General features: G+C 56.5%; 13 protein-coding genes. 7 read left to right on the top strand and 6 right to left on the bottom strand.

Annotated features, from left to right (window positions below):
• The first annotated feature begins 12 nt into the window (after window positions 1-12).
• Both I9182_RS18880 and xrtD read left to right on the top strand, forming a co-directional pair.
• Complete coding sequence (locus I9182_RS18880) at window positions 13-1,560, top strand: hypothetical protein (RefSeq protein ID WP_209599271.1); 1,548 nt, start codon at window positions 13-15, stop codon at window positions 1,558-1,560.
• A 130-nt stretch (window positions 1,561-1,690) separates the two neighbouring features.
• Window positions 1,691-3,310 (top strand): VPLPA-CTERM-specific exosortase XrtD, encoded by a 1,620-nt coding sequence (xrtD, locus tag I9182_RS18875; RefSeq protein WP_209599270.1) that lies wholly within the window; start codon window positions 1,691-1,693, stop codon window positions 3,308-3,310.
• Window positions 3,311-3,558: 248 nt separating this feature from the next.
• Here the strand turns inward: xrtD and I9182_RS18870 are convergent, their stop codons facing one another.
• Together I9182_RS18870 and I9182_RS18865 are read right to left on the bottom strand one after the other, a co-directional pair.
• Window positions 3,559-4,815, bottom strand: coding sequence for a glycosyltransferase family 4 protein (locus tag I9182_RS18870; protein WP_245222733.1), 1,257 nt, complete (start codon window positions 4,813-4,815; stop codon window positions 3,559-3,561).
• Window positions 4,802-6,064 carry a nucleotide sugar dehydrogenase gene (locus I9182_RS18865; RefSeq protein WP_209507433.1) on the bottom strand — a complete coding sequence of 421 codons (1,263 nt, stop codon included), beginning with the start codon at window positions 6,062-6,064 and terminating at the stop codon, window positions 4,802-4,804. The genes I9182_RS18870 and I9182_RS18865 overlap by 14 nt, the downstream gene beginning before the upstream one ends.
• Window positions 6,065-6,436: 372 nt before the next feature.
• On the opposite strand from I9182_RS18865, the gene I9182_RS18860 reads away from it, so the two are divergent.
• Window positions 6,437-7,918 (top strand): oligosaccharide flippase family protein, encoded by a 1,482-nt coding sequence (locus tag I9182_RS18860; RefSeq protein ID WP_209599269.1) that lies wholly within the window; start codon window positions 6,437-6,439, stop codon window positions 7,916-7,918.
• Between the two features lie 13 nt (window positions 7,919-7,931).
• Here I9182_RS18860 and I9182_RS18855 read toward each other — a convergent pair whose 3' ends face one another.
• From I9182_RS18855 to I9182_RS18845, 3 genes are read right to left on the bottom strand one after another with little or no spacing between them, the layout of a single operon-like run.
• Window positions 7,932-9,089 carry a DegT/DnrJ/EryC1/StrS family aminotransferase gene (locus I9182_RS18855; protein ID WP_209599268.1) on the bottom strand — a complete coding sequence of 386 codons (1,158 nt, stop codon included), beginning with the start codon at window positions 9,087-9,089 and terminating at the stop codon, window positions 7,932-7,934.
• A gap of 15 nt (window positions 9,090-9,104) precedes the next feature.
• Window positions 9,105-9,737 (bottom strand): GNAT family N-acetyltransferase, encoded by a 633-nt coding sequence (locus I9182_RS18850; RefSeq protein WP_209599267.1) that lies wholly within the window; start codon window positions 9,735-9,737, stop codon window positions 9,105-9,107.
• Between the two features lie 34 nt (window positions 9,738-9,771).
• Window positions 9,772-10,842, bottom strand: coding sequence for a GNAT family N-acetyltransferase (locus I9182_RS18845; protein ID WP_209599266.1), 1,071 nt, complete (start codon window positions 10,840-10,842; stop codon window positions 9,772-9,774).
• A 188-nt stretch (window positions 10,843-11,030) separates the two neighbouring features.
• On the opposite strand from I9182_RS18845, the gene I9182_RS18840 reads away from it, so the two are divergent.
• The 4 genes from I9182_RS18840 to I9182_RS18825 are packed head-to-tail and all read left to right on the top strand — an operon-like array spanning window position 11,031 to window position 14,935.
• Window positions 11,031-11,990, top strand: coding sequence for a glycosyltransferase family 2 protein (locus I9182_RS18840; protein WP_209599265.1), 960 nt, complete (start codon window positions 11,031-11,033; stop codon window positions 11,988-11,990).
• Window positions 11,987-13,207 (top strand): GNAT family N-acetyltransferase, encoded by a 1,221-nt coding sequence (locus I9182_RS18835; protein WP_209599264.1) that lies wholly within the window; start codon window positions 11,987-11,989, stop codon window positions 13,205-13,207. Before I9182_RS18840 ends, I9182_RS18835 begins: the two co-directional genes overlap by 4 nt.
• Before the next feature lie 7 nt (window positions 13,208-13,214).
• Window positions 13,215-14,258, top strand: coding sequence for a peptidoglycan bridge formation glycyltransferase FemA/FemB family protein (locus I9182_RS18830; RefSeq protein ID WP_209599263.1), 1,044 nt, complete (start codon window positions 13,215-13,217; stop codon window positions 14,256-14,258).
• Window positions 14,255-14,935, top strand: a complete 681-nt coding sequence (locus I9182_RS18825; protein WP_209599262.1) for a polysaccharide deacetylase family protein — start codon at window positions 14,255-14,257, stop codon at window positions 14,933-14,935. The genes I9182_RS18830 and I9182_RS18825 overlap by 4 nt, the downstream gene beginning before the upstream one ends.
• A 23-nt stretch (window positions 14,936-14,958) precedes the next feature.
• Here the strand turns inward: I9182_RS18825 and I9182_RS18820 are convergent, their stop codons facing one another.
• A complete protein-coding gene (locus tag I9182_RS18820) occupies window positions 14,959-16,305 on the bottom strand; it encodes an O-antigen ligase family protein (protein ID WP_209599261.1) in 1,347 nt (448 codons plus the stop codon).
• Window positions 16,306-16,326 lie beyond the last annotated feature (21 nt).

Raw genomic sequence — 16,326 nt, 5'->3', positions numbered from 1 at the left:
GGGCTTATACAGGTGGGAAAATCCAAAAATAAACTATCCACCACGCTGGGGGGCGGGGTAGCTTTATTCTTTTCGCTGACGCCTGCGGTTGGACAGCAGAACCTGACGCAACAAACAACTGTACAGCAAACGGCTGCGCCATCGACGGCCACACAACGCGCCCCCAGCTTACAACTCATCTCTCAACAGGCTCAACGAAACCCTGCGCGCAGGGTTGGCCTGCCGCCCGCCGCCCGGCAAACCGGCGGCACCGGAACCGGGCTGAACATAACGTTGGATTATCTGTCATCACTCCGGCATGATGACAATCTCCGGCTAACGGACCCTTCCCTCGGATCGACCACTTGGTGGGAGAACACACTGGCCTTGGGCCTCGTCAACCAGACACCGGGATCTACTCTGACCTTCGACCTGTCGGGGCTGTATCGGATCGCCAACGAACCAATCATTGGAACAGAATCCAGCTTTTCGGACCCGTTCACTCAGCTGACATATCAACGAGACAACGCTAACAGCCAGTTTCGATTGCTTGCCGAATACCGTGAGAGAGATTTGGCCTTCAACCGGTCACTGACCGATATAAATCTGGATGGCGTCATCGATGCCTCTGATGTCATCGGCACCGTGGGCGATCAGGTCAATACGCGTGGAAACCTGGACTGGCAAACTGGTTTGAATGATCCTTTGGGTTTCCGGTTTAACTACAGCCACCGCGAACGCAGCTATACGAACACAATTAACCCGAACCTGTTCGACAATAGGTCGGATGACTATGCAGCAACCGCAATACTTAGAATCTCTCCGATTCTACAGGGAAACGTGCGCGTTAGTTACATAGACTTCAATGCAGACGATGCTGTAGGCACCGACCGGAAGACGACGACAGTGTCAACTGGTGCAACATATGACGTATCCCCAGTTACCACTGTCAGTGCGAATATTGGCTACACCCAGGTCGATAACACTCTACGCACGACCAATACCAATAACGTTACGGAAAATTTTGTCTGGGACTTTTCCTGGAACAAAAATCTGTCGAACGGCACGGCCAATATTTTTCTCGACCAGACATTCGGCGTGAATGGTACAAGATCCAACGCCACCTTTGGTCGAAGCTTTCAATGGGCTGGCGGGTTGTTCAGCTTCAATGCCGGATTTACCAGAGGGCCCTTTGACGAAGTCACACCAATTGGCCAGATCGACTATAGCTATCAACTGGCCAGCTCTCAAATCTCTGCAAAAATCCAGCGCCGGGTCGGTACCAGTACACAAAGCAACGAAACCCGCGAAACCGTGGCTTTTCTAGCCTATGATTACTTTATCAACCCGGTATCCGGTCTGTCTTTCAGCGTCAATTTCATCGATCAGGAAAGCGAAGGCCCGGGCCCGTCCAACCCGCGTCAGCGCGGTACTTTCGATGCCTCTTATACCCGCGCGATCACAAAGGACTGGGCGATGAACATCGGTTATCAATACGAAATGGATGACCAGAACGGATTTAAGGCGACCTCTAACTCGGTCTTCCTGACGCTTGGACGGAGGTTTACTCTTAAACCCTGATTTCTCTGAGCGGGTTTTCCTATCAACAAACATGCCGTCCTTCGCGTATTGTGCACTTTCCGGATCTAAATCGCGGGAGCTTTGGCCGTCACAATTTCAGGGCCTCTCATATTATGCATGATGGTTTGTGATGCATCGTCTCGATTCGAACGACAGCCGCCGCAAAATGCTTGAGACGGCCCGAAACGCCCTGCCTGCCATCAACGCTGCGGGGCTGTTCTGGTTTGCCCTGTTGGTGTTGGGGTCGCTTCCCGTTTTCTGGATCGGCATTGTCTCGCTGGGCGCGGCGTGGAGCACGCCGGAATACAGTCACGGACCGCTGATCCCCATTATTTCACTGTACCTGTTCCTGCGTGAATTGCGGGACATGCCGCCGCCCAATCCCATCGTGCGCGACCGCTGGCCGGGCATCACAGTGATTGCTTTGGCTCTGGCCGTCGCCATTCTCGGCAATCTGACCCGTATCCCGGATATCGTCACCTATGCGATGATCATCTGGACCGGTGGCGTCATGGTGACCGTCTTCGGCTGGCAACGCGGGAAATACCACCAATTGCCCGTAATCCATCTGGTCTTCATGCTGCCCCTGCCCCAGTTCGTCTACTGGAAGCTCACGATCTTCCTGCAATGGATATCGTCCGAGCTGGGCGTCTGGTTCGTGCAGCTCGCCGGTGTTTCGGTCTTTATCGAAGGCAATGTCATTGATCTGGGGGTCTACAAGCTGCAAGTGGCCGAGGCCTGTTCCGGGCTACGCTACCTGTTCCCGATCCTCAGCTTTTCATACCTCTTTGCCCTGCTCTACCGCGGCCCGATCTGGCACAAGGTGGTTCTGCTGGTCTCGGCCGCGCCGCTGACCGTTCTGATGAACTCCATCCGCATCGGCGTGATCGGCATTCTGGTCAATCAGCATGGCATCGAACAGGCCGAAGGGTTCATGCATTTCTTCGAAGGCTGGATCATCTTCCTGCTCTGCGTCGCCATTCTGTTTCTCATGGCGATCGGCTTGCAGCGTCTGGCTCCCGATCCAAAGCCCTTTGCCGAGACAATCGATCTGGATACCGAAGGGCTGGGTGCCGTCGCATTGCGTATCTTTGCCATCCGCGCCTCAGTCGCGCTGGCTCTCGCGGCGCTTTTGACGCTTGCGGTCTCGACCGCGTGGACACTGCGCCCCGCCTCCGAGGTGAAACTCGTCGAGCGGGACCCCTTTGTCCTCTATCCGCGACAATTGGGCGACTGGTCGGGGTCGACCACCAGCCTTGATCCCAATGTTGAACGAACTCTGGGCGCCAGCGATTACCTCCATGCCACTTATATCGACAGCGGATCGGGTGATTTCGTGAACATGTTCGTGGCCTTCTACGACAAGCAAACCGAAGGCGAAGGCATCCATTCACCCGAGGTCTGCCTGCCCGTAGGTGGCTGGGAAATCTTCAGCCTTGAGCCATATGAGATCAATCCGGGCGACACCCCCTACGGCAGCTTTACCGTCAACCGTGCGGTCATCCAGAAAGAGCTGTCAAAGCAGCTGGTCTACTACTGGTTCGAACAGCGCGGCAAACGCATGGTCAACGATTTCCGCGCCAAGATGAGTGTTATTCAGGACGGGGTCACCATGGGCCGGACCGACGGCGCATTGGTTCGATTTGTCACCCCCATCCTGCCCGGCGAAACCGAGGCGGACGCGGATGCCAGACTGCAGCGTTTCATGGAACCCAGCCTGAACCGCCTGCCGCGGTTTGTGCCGTTTTGATCTAAGGTATAAGTCCGGCTTGGTTTCCCTCGATTGCAATCGAAGAATACTCCAGCAAGCTCAAAGACAGACGAATAAAAGAGGTCCCGAGGCACTGCCCCAATCCTCCCACGACCGGATTACTTTGTAACACAACCACCTTATCCTGTCACAATCACCAAGATCGACTGGAAAGGCTCAATTGCCGAAGGCCTGAACTAGACAAATGCACATAAGCGAAAGAGCTGCCAACGAGCGACGATAGGGCCCTACCCCTTCCAGATCCGCTTATACGCCGCGATCAGCGCGGGCACCTGATGGGGCCAGGCCATCTCGGCCTCGACCCGGGCGCGGCCATAGCGGCCCATGGCGGCGCGGCGGTCGTCATCTGCCAGCAGCTCGGTGATCTTGTCGGCCATATCCACCGGATCGTTGGCCTTGGCGTAAAGCGAGGCCTCCTGTGCCGAGAACCGCCCTTCGGTCACGTCGAACTGAACGATGGGTTTTTCGAACGCCATGTATTCAAGGATCTTGTTCATGGTGGATTTGTCATTCATCTCGTTCACCCGATCCGGGTTCACGCAGACATCTGCGGTCGACAGGATCTCAAACAGATCCTGATCCGGCGCGCGGCCGGTGAAGGTGACATAATCCGACAGGCCCATTTCAGCAGATTGTTCGCGCAGCTTGTCCAGGCTGGGGCCCCCGCCCACAAGACAGAACTGGATGTCGTCGCGGCCCTGAACCTTGACCAGATGCGCCACGGATTCCAGTAGAAGGTCGATTCCTTCCTGATCGCCCATGACGCCGACATAACCCACCATGTATGTCCGCCCGTTGCGCCACGCGGGGTTCGGGGGCAGGTGCTGCAACCGGCTCAGATCGGGGCCCGAGCGAACCACAAAGACATCCTCGGGCGCCATGCCGCCGCGCTCGATGGCGATCTTGCGATAGCTTTCATTGGTGGCAATCGACACCCGTGCCGAGGCGAAGGTCAGCCGCTCGAACGTCTTCATCAGCTTCCAGAAAAAGCCGCGTTTGTCGAACTTGGCCTCGTAAAGCTCGGGGTTGATGTCGTGGTGATCGAACAGATAGCGCACGCCAAACAGCTTGAAGGGTAGTGCCACCAGAAAGATCAGATCGGGCGGGTTGCAGCCATGGATGACGTGAAACCCACGGGTGAACTTGATCTTCAGTGACAGCCAGCTTTCCCAGAACAGCGCCGCGCCATATTCCAGCAGATATCCCAGCGCGCCGCTGGCATCCAATGGCAGCGGGTGGCGATAGACCTTGATCCCCTCGTCTTCCCAGACGCGTTCCTCATGCCCCTTGCCAGTGGGACAGATGACCGAGACCAGCGCGCCTGCGGCGGCCAGCGTGCGGGCCTCCATCCAGACGCGGCGGTCAAAGGGCACGGGCAGGTTTTCCACCACGATCAGAACCTTCAGCCCTTTCAGCGGCTGGCTCTGGCGCAGCTCGTCGAACGAGATCGGCTGAACAGCGGATACAGGGCTAGTCATATTCATAGGTTCTTATCACCTCTGCATCGCCAAGGTTCAGCTCGTTCACGATCCTGTTCGATCCGACCACCAGATCCCATGGCCCGGCCTCGGCCGTGGCGCGATCAACCAACAGGCGGCCCACATTGGGCAGATGGGTAAAGGCATAACCCAGGTTCTGCCCCCGCAGATCGGCAGGCTTGATGGCCGGATCATAGACCGACAGCTGATACCCAGCCTGCAGCAGCCGCCGGGCAATATCGACATTGGGGCTTTCGCGCAGATCATCGGTTCCGGCCTTGAAGGCCAGCCCCGCCATCAGCACCCGACCGCCTTCGGGCAGCCGCGCCATGATGTCCTGCGCCTGATAGGTTTTATGCGCCTGATTGGTCTGCAACAGGCTGTCAATCAGATGGGTATGGGCCCCCACCTCACCCGCAATATGCTGCAATGCACGCACATCCTTGGGCAGGCACGAGCCCCCGAACGCGCCGCCCGGACGGGTGTAATAAGCCGAGATGTTCAGCTTGGTGTCCGAGACGAAAATCTCGTGCATGGTTTTGGCCGACACGCCCATGCTGTGGCAGATACGGCCGATCTCATTGGCGAAGGCCACCTTGGTGGCATGCCAGGTGTTGTCGACGAATTTGGTGATCTCGGCCTCTTCAAAAGCGGTGTAGAACACCGGCGCGTCCAGACCCTCGTGCATTTCGTCCATCACCGCCGAGCGATTGCCACCGGCTGTACCAACAACGATCTTGGGCGGGTTGAAGAAGTCATCCACTGCCGACGCCTCGCGCAGGAATTCGGGGTTATAGACAATCTCGACCGCCTGCGCCGTCCGCTCGCCCAGATAGCTTTGGAAGATCGGCTCGATCAGCTGCCGCACGGTGCCCGGCCGGAAGGTTGACCGATACGCCACCGTCAGAGGCCGCGCCCGATCCGGCGATACGGTTTCGGCAATCTGACGCGTCACCTCGGCCACAAAGCTCATGTTATGCGAGCCGTCAGTGGAACTGGGCGTGCCCACACAGACAATGGCCAGATCCACATCCCCGAGATCCGGCATCTCGACCACGGCGCGGATCAGATTTTTCCCAAGCGCCTCGGTCAGCAGCCCGGCCACTTTCGGCTCCTTGATCGGGGGCTGGCCTGCGTTGATTTCGGACACCTTGTCGGCGTTCACATCAATGCCGATCACCTCGTGCCCTTCACGGGTCAGACAGCACGCTGCCGTGAAACCCACATACCCCAAACCAAAAATCGCAATCTTCATACTGTCATACCGTCTTGGAAACTGGTGTCGTCACTCAATTGTTTCTAAATCGAATACAAGGCTTCACATACCCGATGTCCTTGCTCAAATTGATTTCAAATTGTGGGATTAATCGCAAATTTTCCTTGAAATGTAGCAACGCTTTCTGACACTGAGCGTAGATCATGCGACCCTGTCACTAGATGAATAACAACCTTCAAACTGATTACCAACGACTGGCCTGGATTGCCACAAAAGTTACCGGTGACATGCCCAGATCTGCCTTGGGAGAAGGCAAAACCAGAAACACTGAGGCGTTAAATTGTTTTTTGTTCTAAATGTAGAAAGATGGTGCGATTGACGCATTCTCCTAAAGTAAGCTTGCCTTCAAGCATGCTGACTCGCAGATCTGCCCTTGCAGTGGGCGCTGCGACTCTCTTGGCGTCCGGCCTCTTCAGACAGGCTTTGGGTTTTGCAACGCTCGCCATCACTGCACGCCTTCTCAGGCCTGAAGACTTTGGTATCATTGCCTATTTCATAATTGCGACCGCACTGCTTGAGATGCTGCAGCGCCAGGTCAGCATCGTGTTGATCCGATTGGATGATATAACCCACGAGCATCTCGACACAGTCTTCACCATGCAAATTCTACTTGGGTTGATAGCTGGCGCGTTGGTCTGGCTGTCAAAACCCCTAGTAGCTTTGCTCGGCATACCTGAACTTGTCGAGATTTTGCCTGCAGTTGCAGCGATTTCGGTTTTGCTCGCCCTGCGCAGCCCACGTTTTCTTCTGTATGAACGCGGCCTGAGGTTTTCGCTGGCCGCAGCAGAGGAAACGTTCAATCGTATCGCTTATGCCAGTGTCGCCATCTATCTATCTTGGCTGTGGCAGGATTTCTGGGCGATTATTGTGGCCCTGTTTGTCGGCGCTGCGACCCGAAACATTTGGACATTCGCAACTGCACCGATGTTTCCCAGGCTTTCGGTATCTCGCTGGCGGGAAAGCCTGTCTTTTTCCTCCTGGTCCATGGGCGCGCAACTGTCCCAGTTTTTGGCCAACAACATGCCCCAGATCGTTATCGGCGCAACTCTTGGCCTTGCAGATGCAGGGATTTTCCGGGCCGGCAGCCGCATCACCACGATTGTGACGACACAGTTATTTGCCCCGTTGCAACGCGTGATCTACCCGGGTCTGGCAGATGTCTCACGATCAACCGGGCAAAACCAGAAAGCGTTTATGCGCATCAACGAGATGCTGCTGGCTTTCGTTCTGCCAATCAGCATCGGAACTGCGCTGATTTCGGAAGACATGATCCTTGTCGGTATGGGATACAAATGGATCGCCGCAGCTCAGGTCATCTGGGTCCTGGCGCCACTCAAAGCCTTGGAAACACTACAGGCGAATGTTCGAGCCGCCAGCTATATCGAAGGGTCAACGCGTATTCTGTTCATCCGGAACGCAACCTTGTTGGCTTTGGTCTGTTTTTTCATGTGGGTCGGTACCAAGTTTGACTTTCGTGGCGCGCTGGCGGCAGCTGGCCTGTCCAGCTTTACCGCGCTCATTATCACCCTGATCATTGCCAGAAGGTTCGGCAAGGGTGGCCTGTTTGAACCGCTGACCGTCGCCTGGCGCAGCATCCTGTCCTGCGCCGTCATGATCGCCTTGGTGATCTTTGCTGATATGCTTCTGCACACCGGGGCACATGTCCCGCGCCTCATGGTGATCGTTCTGGTCAAAGTCTGCGTTGGCGTAATCACCTACACATTGACTCACCTTCTGCTGTGGGTCATGGCGGGTCGGCCCGAAGGGTTTGAAACACTGGTCTTTTCACTGCTGTCCCGTCTGCGCGGTCATCTCCGGCGCGAGCGCGCCTGAACCAGGGATGCCGTTACAGCGCCGCTTGCAATTGGGCTGTGATATAGTCCAGATGCGCTGCCCCGAGGTACTGGTGCAAAGGCAGGGACAGCGCCTTGTTCTTCAGCGCCATTGCCTCTTCCTGACCGCTCCAGTCCAGGTTGCGGTTGAACCCCGCCCACCACGGCGTCGCCCCTATTCCCTTACTTTGTAAAGTCTGAACGACCCGGTCCCTGTCTGCCACCATCACCGGCATGTTAAGGGGGCAGGTCTCCGGTGCAAGCTCGGGCAGCAACAGATGAACACCCGGACTTCCTTCAAGCAAATCCCTGTATCGCTGCCAGTTCGACCGCCGGGCTGATATCGCCTGAGAGACGGAAAATGACTTCAAGGGTCGGGAGGCAAAAACGCTCATCCCTGCGTTCAGAAGAGCCGGGTTAAAATAGTAGTGCCCCGGAATATCCTCCAACTTATCGTTCTCAAGGGGGGCATTCTCAGCCACAGGCTTGCCCTTTAGCGCCTGAACCATTCCCTTTGCGCGCGTTGAACCAAGCGCGGCGGTCAGACCAGTACGCACCAGCGTTTTCACGACAACCTTGCGCGGTGCAGGACGGTTGAACGGATTGACGCTTTGCAAATCCGGCGCATTGATCACCAACGCACCACCGCCCAGAACCGGAACAAATTTATAAAAGCAAAACACCGACACGTCACCGGTACGACCTTCGGCGGGTGATGCCCCGCTCAGAAGACTTAGCGCGCAATCCTCAATCATCCGCAATCCATGCCGGTCGCACAGCTCGCGCAGCTCTGCCAGTGCCGGCTGAATAACCCCGAAATAGTGGATGACATAGAGCGCTTTGGTCCGTGGAGAGATCAGCGGCTCGATCCGAGCAGGATCAGCAATCAGATCTTGCGCCACCGGAAACAGCCGGACCGACAAACCCGCATGGATCAACGGATCAACTTCCGATCCACAATTGTAGGCCGGTGCCAGAACCTCATCCCCGGGCTGCAATTCCAACAGGTCGCAGGCCGCCCGGATCGCAACACGGGTGTTATAGCTTGGAAACGCCCGACGCCCCTTGAACAGAGACATATAACCCCCCTCCGGGTCCGACCGGAAAAGGTTGGAAAAGCGCATCGGGGGATCGCCACAATACAAGGTGTTCCGGGTGGGTTTAGTGGTCATGTCAGCCTGTAAAGTTCAATAGCTTCGCCAAACCCGGCGGCGCATGATCCGGTTTTCGTCACACTGCCCCACAGGGGAAAAGCCCATTTTCAGAATATTCTTGCGGGACGGCAGATTGTAATCTCTGCAATTAGTGAAAATCCCCTCGACCCCATCCAAAGCCCGGTCCGCCGCAATCATCCGCCATAGCCGTTCCTGCAAGTTGCGACCTCGATAATCCGGCAGGACATAGACATGCCAAAACAGCTCCTCCCTCTCGCCTAGGGGGACAAAGAAATCGCGGCTGTGCGTCGCATCGCGCACCCAGGCAAAGGCCTGCACATTGTCATCCTCCTCCAGCACCCAAAGCCGCCACCCGAGTGCCAGCCAGTCCACAGTACCCCAGTCATGCGCAGCCAGTGGATCGGTCAACCAAGCCAGATCCGGCTGATCCAGTTCGTCCGCAGACAAAACCTCGCGCAAGTGTCCACCCCCGCTCAGAGCGGGCTGCGACATGCTGCTGTTCTGAGTATCGAGCCTGAACACCAGATGGCGTTTGCGTACAAAACTGTCGAGAAAGGCCAGCCAGACCTGTTTGATCAGCATTCCCGGCCCCAGCCGCGCCGCGCCCTGGATCAGCTGTATCTTGCCTTTCTTCGCTAACTTCATCTTCAGCACCACCGACCGTTCTCACATCCAGGCTTCACCCCATGATCGCCCGTTTGACCTTTTTCAGATGCCCCCGCAGCAGATCACGGGCATTTCCGGTTAGAAACACATGTCGGTTCACAATTTTCTGCCGCTCGGAAATCCGTCGAATACTGCGCGGCCCGAATTCCGACTTGTACTTGTGGATGTTGAACTTCTTGTCACCCGCAACCGGAGCGCGATACCCCTCTACATCCAGGATGCTGCATCCTTTTTGCTGCGCCCAGCACATCGCCTCAAGCCACAATGCCGGTGCGATACGCAGATTGCCGGCAGCCCTGAGATGTTCCGGCTCGGTTGTGAAGTGACGCCCATGCACGACGTCTTTGCTGCGATAGACCAACAAGCCAGCCAGAAACGCATCCTCCTGCCAGGCCATGATCACGGTTCCAATATCATCAGGGCGCAGCACGTCTTCGAATGTCGTCTCATATGTAGCGACGTCCAATTCTTCCAATCCGCGCGTGGCGCGCAGGCGGTTCATGCTGCTTAGAAAGATGCCGAACTCTTCGCTTGTTTCTGCAATACGGAAGGTAACGCCCTGCCGTTCAGCGCGGCGGACTTCGCGCCGGGCGCTCTTGGAGAAACTTTTCATGATCTCCTCGCGGGTCCCGGATATGTCCACCCACCCGGTTTCGCGAAACTGCTCCTCTTCGGAAACCCGCCAACCGTCCCCGGCCAGAACGCCATCCATTGTTATCGCGTCCTGTTCTGTCCAGAATGGGGTGACATTCAGACTGCCCACGCTGGCCAGTTCAGGATGTTCGCAAAGGGCCTTCAGAAACACAGCCATGTTGTGGGCGTCGTCGCATACCGGGCCGCTCAGACAATAAGCTTTGGACCAGGCACCGGGCAAAAAAGGGTGCGGCTCAAGCGAAAGTAGGCCAACAGCCACCAGAGCGCCGCCCCTGCAGTGGGCGCGGGCATACAGAACCTTTCGACCCGAGGCTTGCTCGGAACGGGCAAAAACCAGAGATTGCCGCGGGTGCTGGTGTTTTGCCCCTTTCAGGAATCTATCCCAGTCCGCGCGTTGTTCCGTGTTCAGGGATTCACTACAGTCGACCACGATATCGTCTTGGGTTCGAAGGTCCGGCGCTGTCAAACTATTACCTCAATATACTGGTCTATACGCTTTGACTTTTTCGACTGCTATAAAACAACAATTGTCTTCAGAGGATTGTGGTCAGTGTATTCATAGAATGAAACAATGACTAAGTAATTTGAAATGTGAATGGTTAACGAGAATAGAGTATCATGATTTCATCACCAAACAGCACGTCTACTGCCTGCGCTGTTTCAATCGTGATCGTGAACTGGAACACCCGGGATATTCTTCGGGATTGCCTGATGTCCATCGCACGCGAAACAATGATGCCGCATGAGATCATTGTCGTCGATAATGCATCAAACGATGGCTCGGCCGAACTCGTGCGAACAGAATTCCCTCAGGTGCGGCTGATCGCGAATAAGACCAACCGGGGCTTTGCTGCCGCCAACAATCAAGGACTGGAAATCGCGCAAGGGGACACCTTGTTGTTGCTCAACCCCGACACCATCATTCTGGACGGCGCGATCGACACAATGGTCCACTGGCTTGGGCAGCGTCCCGATGTGGGATGCCTCGGTTGTCAGGTATTGGAGGATGAGAACACCATTCAGCGCACCTGCTTTGCCGATCCCGGGCCTGCCAATCTTGCGCTGATCGAATTCGGACTGCATCGCCTGTCGCCGCAAAATCGGCTTCTGGGCCATGCCGAGTATGGAGACTGGGACCGAAACTCCGAACGACCGGTTGATGTGGTTTCGGGCATGTTCATGTTGGTCCCCCGTCACGTGTTCGAAGCGGTTGGCCTGTTAGATGAAGCATTCTTTGTCTATTCTGAAGAGGCCGATTGGTGCCGCCGCATTCGCGACGCCGGATGGTCTTGCGTATTTTCCCCCGCAGCACAGATTCTGCATCTGGACGGAGGTGGCAAAAGCACGGTTCAGATCCGGTCACGCATGTTCGTGCAAATGCAAAAAAGCAAAATGATCTATTTACGCAAGCACTACGGCCTTTGGGGGGCGTTCTGTGGGCGGGCCATCTTTGTCGGGTCCTCTATGTTGCGTTTCCTGATGTCTGCCACCGGACAACATGACGAAGCCGCCGCGCGGCGACGGCTTGCGCGCGCATCCTTGCGGTATCATCTGATCAGACAGGAGCCGGTCGAGTGACCGAAGCTTCAAACCAGTTGTCATTCCAGTGGGTTGATGGGGTGAAACCTCTGAGTGACATGGTGGAAGAATGGGCCGCCCTTGCCGATCGGGTGGGCGCGGATATCTATGCCAACCCGGTTTGGGTACTGACATGGTGGATGCACTTTGGGCAGGGGCGAACACTTCGCGCATTGGTGGTGCGCAATGCGAACGGGCATCTCGTGGCCCTGATCCCTTTCATGATCCACGCGGTCTGGCTGGGGCCAATCAGGATACGTATCGCAAAACTTGCTGCAACAGACCCAAACACAGTGGTTTTTCGCCTGGCAGCCGAAGAGTGGGCCGTGACACCCAGCCTGACGGAGGCACTGTCTGACCTTCTCGGGCGGGGATGTGCCGATCTGATCAGCTTCACCCCCGCGTCCGAGCGCGGACAGGTTCTGCACGCTGCGCGTGATGCGGTGACCCACTACGCGTCTTCCCACCCGCCATTAGCGTTGCAGGATCGGGCTGCGGGCACACACACCGTCTTTGAGCTTCCCGGCAGCTTTGATGGCTATCTGAGCCAATTGTCCAAGAAGCGGCGCAATCAGTATCGACGGGATCTAAAACGCCTGCAAAGTGACCATGGGCTAACAACGCAAGTGACCCATCCCAACGCGGTGCAATTCCAGGACTTTGTCAGGTTTCACAACCAACAATGGCAAAAGGCTGGAAAAGGCGGCCATTTCACCGACTGGGCCGGGAGCGAGGCCTTTTACAGGGAGCTTGCCAAAAAGACCCTAACCAGCGGAAAAACATGGTTTGTCGAACAGCACGGCCACAGTTCAGCTCTGGCAACCCAGTTCTGCCTGGTTTCCGGCCAGGTCTGCCACTGGCGCCTGCCCGCCAGATCAACCGACCCCGAGCTTGAACGTTTGAGTCTGGGAAAGATCGGCCTGATTCAGATGATCGAAGAACTGATTGAGGGCGGCATCACACGGATTGAGGCCGGGATTGGCGATTACGGCTACAAGCTGATCTATGGCGGTGAAGCGGTTCCCACTCACCGCCTGATCATCTCGCGGCAGTCGGGCTTTGCCGCGATGCGTCTCAAACTCTGCCTGGGTTGGGCGCGCCTGCTGCATCTGGCCTATTACAGGCTCTGGTTCGGTCGCCTGACTCCACGCCTGAGAGCGATCCTTCCACTGAGGCATAAACCTTTATGGACCGCCTGGGTCAGGACAAGGATATAAATCCGTCATGACCCCTGAACCCCTATCTCTTCATATCCTGTCTGCATCCGATTGGCTGGACTGCAGCGCCACTTTTCAGGATCTGACCTATGAACAGAGCCTGACCTATGCACAGGCAGCCGCACGGCGGATCGGGGCAGAACCGCAATTCGTCCGGGTGGAAACCCCGTCTGGACAGATCGTCGCCGCCGCGTGCCTGCGCATCAAACGCCTGCCCGCGCTTGGGCGCGGAATCGCATGGATTGCAGCGGGACCATTGCTCCGGCATCGGGATCACCCCGATCCCTCGCCCGAAACCGTGCAGGCGGTGCTCGCGGCACTGCGCGCGCATGCGACAGCAACAGGACATATCCTGCGCCTGCGTTTTCCGGTGATTGCCCGCTATGACGTGCCCTCCCTCGACGAACTGGCCGCCAGCCAGGGTTTTGCCCACTCAGAGCGGTCCCCATCTTACAGAACTGTCGTAGTAGACTGTGATCAGGACGAAGACACGCTGATGCGCGCGCTGCACGGCAAGTGGCGCAATCCGCTGCGCAATGCGCTCAAGGCTGGGCTGGAGTTGGATATCGTTCCGATTGCAGAGGCTCGCAGCCGGTTTCACGCGCTATATCAGGACGTACAGGCCACCAAGGGGTTTCGCCCGGATATTCCCCCCGAATTTTACTATGGGCTTACAGGGCCCGATTTCGACCATGAGGTTCTGTTCGCTCGGAAGGACGGTGCTGACATCGCCGGCATGACCATTGGCAGAGCCGGCATCAACGCCGTCTACCTTTTCGGCGCCACAGCTGAAGCCGGGCGACGGCTGAATGCCGGACACTACCTGATGTGGCATTCCATTCTACGCTGCAAAGAACTGGGCATGAAATTCTACGATCTGGGCGGTATAGACCCTGATTCAAATCCAACGGTCACACGGTTCAAGCACCGCACCGGGGGGGCAGACCTACAGGCGGCAGGCCCTTACGAGTTCCAACCCAAAGGGCTAACTGCGCCTGCGGTCCGCGCCGCGGAAACGCTGCATTCGCTTTTGAAGAGGCGGCGAAAATGACCAACCTGACAAGCGTCAACTTTCACGGTATCGGAGATCCCGGGCGCTCGCTGGAGCCCGGCGAAGCGCCATATTGGCTGTCGCGGGAGCAATTCGAATACGTCCTTGACCAGGTTGCCGCCATGCCTGACCCGGCGGCTGTTGCAATCACCTTTGATGATGGCAACCTGTCTGATCATGATATTGCGCTGCCCGCCCTGATTGACCGGGGTCTTCATGCACGTTTCTTTGTTCTGACCGGGCGCCTCGGGCAAACGGGATCGCTGCACAAGAAGCACCTGCATAACCTGCAGGGCGCAGGTATGTTGATCGGCAGCCATGGAATTGACCATGTCAGCTGGCCGACACTGAACGATGCGGTGCTCAGGCAGGAATTGGAGACATCCCGGGCACAGCTTGAGGATATCTGCGGCCGGTCGATAACCGAGGCCGGGATTCCATTCGGACGTTATGATGCGCGGGTATTACGGGCCTTGCGTGCATCAGGTTATACAACAGCGTGGTCAAGCGACGGTGGTCAATGGCGGCAAGGTACATTCCTGCGCCCCCGCACCTCGCTGCGTGGTGATATGTCGCCCGATGAAATGCAGGCCGTTCTGTCAGGTCACATGCCCGCCCTGCGCCGCCTGCGCCGCGCCGTCGGAATGACCCGGCGTCGCTGGACGGTGACCGGTTAAACACATTCCAACGTATAACCTTGTTACTCGGCAGGTTCCGGGTCAGGTCCTTTGGGAAAGCGCGTATAGCGGATTTCCCGTCGGGCGGATGTTCCCTGCACCTGTTCGCCCTCACCTTCGGGTGTTTCCCGGGCATCAATCAACCACATGCCGCTGCCAAGAAGGAACATGAACAGGCAATAGGTGGCATCCCACAAATGCACGGTGAATGCAGAAACACTGAGACTTAGGAACGAAATCAGAAATCCGGTTCGAACCCGTGCATAGAGGCCAGTCAAAGGGGCACGGATGATTTGATAACTTGCGATAATGACGGCCAGACCCAGAAATATCAGGGCCGGAATCCCGTATCTCAGGGCGATGAGCAGCCAGAAATTATCAACGCTTGGCTTCATCCATTTGGGGCGAGTCCATTCACCCAGACCAATCCCAAAAATCGGGTTGCGGAAAATATCGTCAATGGCGTGGTTGAAGATGTGAATTCTGTTCCAGGCTGACCCGGCCGAGAATGTAAGCTCTGTCGCAATGATCTGAAACGCATTCCGGTTCGACGCCAGTTCGAGGATGGTATAGATAATGCCGAATATGATGGCGAAAATCACCCATCGGCTTTTGATTTTCTTCAGAATCTCATCCCAGGCGATCAGGAAAGCCTGCAACATAACCCCCATGAAGGCGCCAGAAGACAAAGAGCTGAAAACAGCCGTACTAACAATAATCGAGCGTTGAGTTTGCTTGAAGAATGCGCCTTCCGGGCTGAGCACATACCAGGACAGCGCAAGAACGGGTGAACAGAAAACGCCAAACAAAATCGGATGGGGCATTGAGGCCTGCGCCCGCTCCAGCCCCAATCTCGGCTCCTGATTCACGTCTGCATAGACCTGAAACACCCCGCCAAATATGTTCAGCAGGATCGGTTTCCCCGTGATATTTTCGTACAGTGCGAAGGGGACCAACACCAGAACGATGGCAAAAAGCCACCACACCGCCGTTCGAAATGTCACGTAGTCCCGGATCAGGACACGTGCAAACAGATACGGGACGACTGTTTCCACGACCAGAATACCTGCGAATTGCCAACGTCCTATCCCGTGATTGGCAAACAGGGCCAACGCCGCCCACATCGCCGCAAGCAAAACCAGAATGTCAGGCGACCGCACCGGGCCTGCCGCGCCCTTGGCCCACTGAATAAGCACCGGAATTGTGGCAGCCAAAAAATACAAACGATACGCGCTCAACCTCAGGCCGATGAAGAAGAAAAAGAACGGCATGACGAAAGACAGAATCATAAGCGCGATTATGAACCCGTGACGGGACTTTTCGGCCGCGCCGGCAGCGGTCTGATGACCGGACTGCATAACAAGTGACATGAACCGTGCCTTTCTGGAGAA

This window comes from Ruegeria sp. HKCCSP351, assembly GCF_017872535.1.
Classification (GTDB): Bacteria; Pseudomonadota; Alphaproteobacteria; order Rhodobacterales; family Rhodobacteraceae; genus Ruegeria.
This window is presented reverse-complemented; position numbering and strand designations above follow the sequence as displayed.

Excerpts from the sequence above, each read along its gene's own strand:
- I9182_RS18850 (WP_209599267.1), bottom strand. The coding sequence starts at position 9,737 with ATGAAGTTAGCGAAGAAAGGCAAGATACAGCTGATCCAGGGCGCGGCG.
- I9182_RS18830 (WP_209599263.1), top strand. The coding sequence starts at position 13,215 with ATGACCCCTGAACCCCTATCTCTTCATATCCTGTCTGCATCCGATTGG.
- I9182_RS18825 (WP_209599262.1), top strand. The coding sequence starts at position 14,255 with ATGACCAACCTGACAAGCGTCAACTTTCACGGTATCGGAGATCCCGGG.
- I9182_RS18870 (WP_245222733.1), bottom strand. The coding sequence starts at position 4,815 with ATGAATATGACTAGCCCTGTATCCGCTGTTCAGCCGATCTCGTTCGAC.
- I9182_RS18865 (WP_209507433.1), bottom strand. The coding sequence starts at position 6,064 with ATGAAGATTGCGATTTTTGGTTTGGGGTATGTGGGTTTCACGGCAGCG.
- I9182_RS18840 (WP_209599265.1), top strand. The coding sequence starts at position 11,031 with ATGATTTCATCACCAAACAGCACGTCTACTGCCTGCGCTGTTTCAATC.
- I9182_RS18855 (WP_209599268.1), bottom strand. The coding sequence starts at position 9,089 with ATGACCACTAAACCCACCCGGAACACCTTGTATTGTGGCGATCCCCCG.
- xrtD (WP_209599270.1), top strand. The coding sequence starts at position 1,691 with ATGCATCGTCTCGATTCGAACGACAGCCGCCGCAAAATGCTTGAGACG.
- I9182_RS18860 (WP_209599269.1), top strand. The coding sequence starts at position 6,437 with ATGCTGACTCGCAGATCTGCCCTTGCAGTGGGCGCTGCGACTCTCTTG.
- I9182_RS18820 (WP_209599261.1), bottom strand. The coding sequence starts at position 16,305 with ATGTCACTTGTTATGCAGTCCGGTCATCAGACCGCTGCCGGCGCGGCC.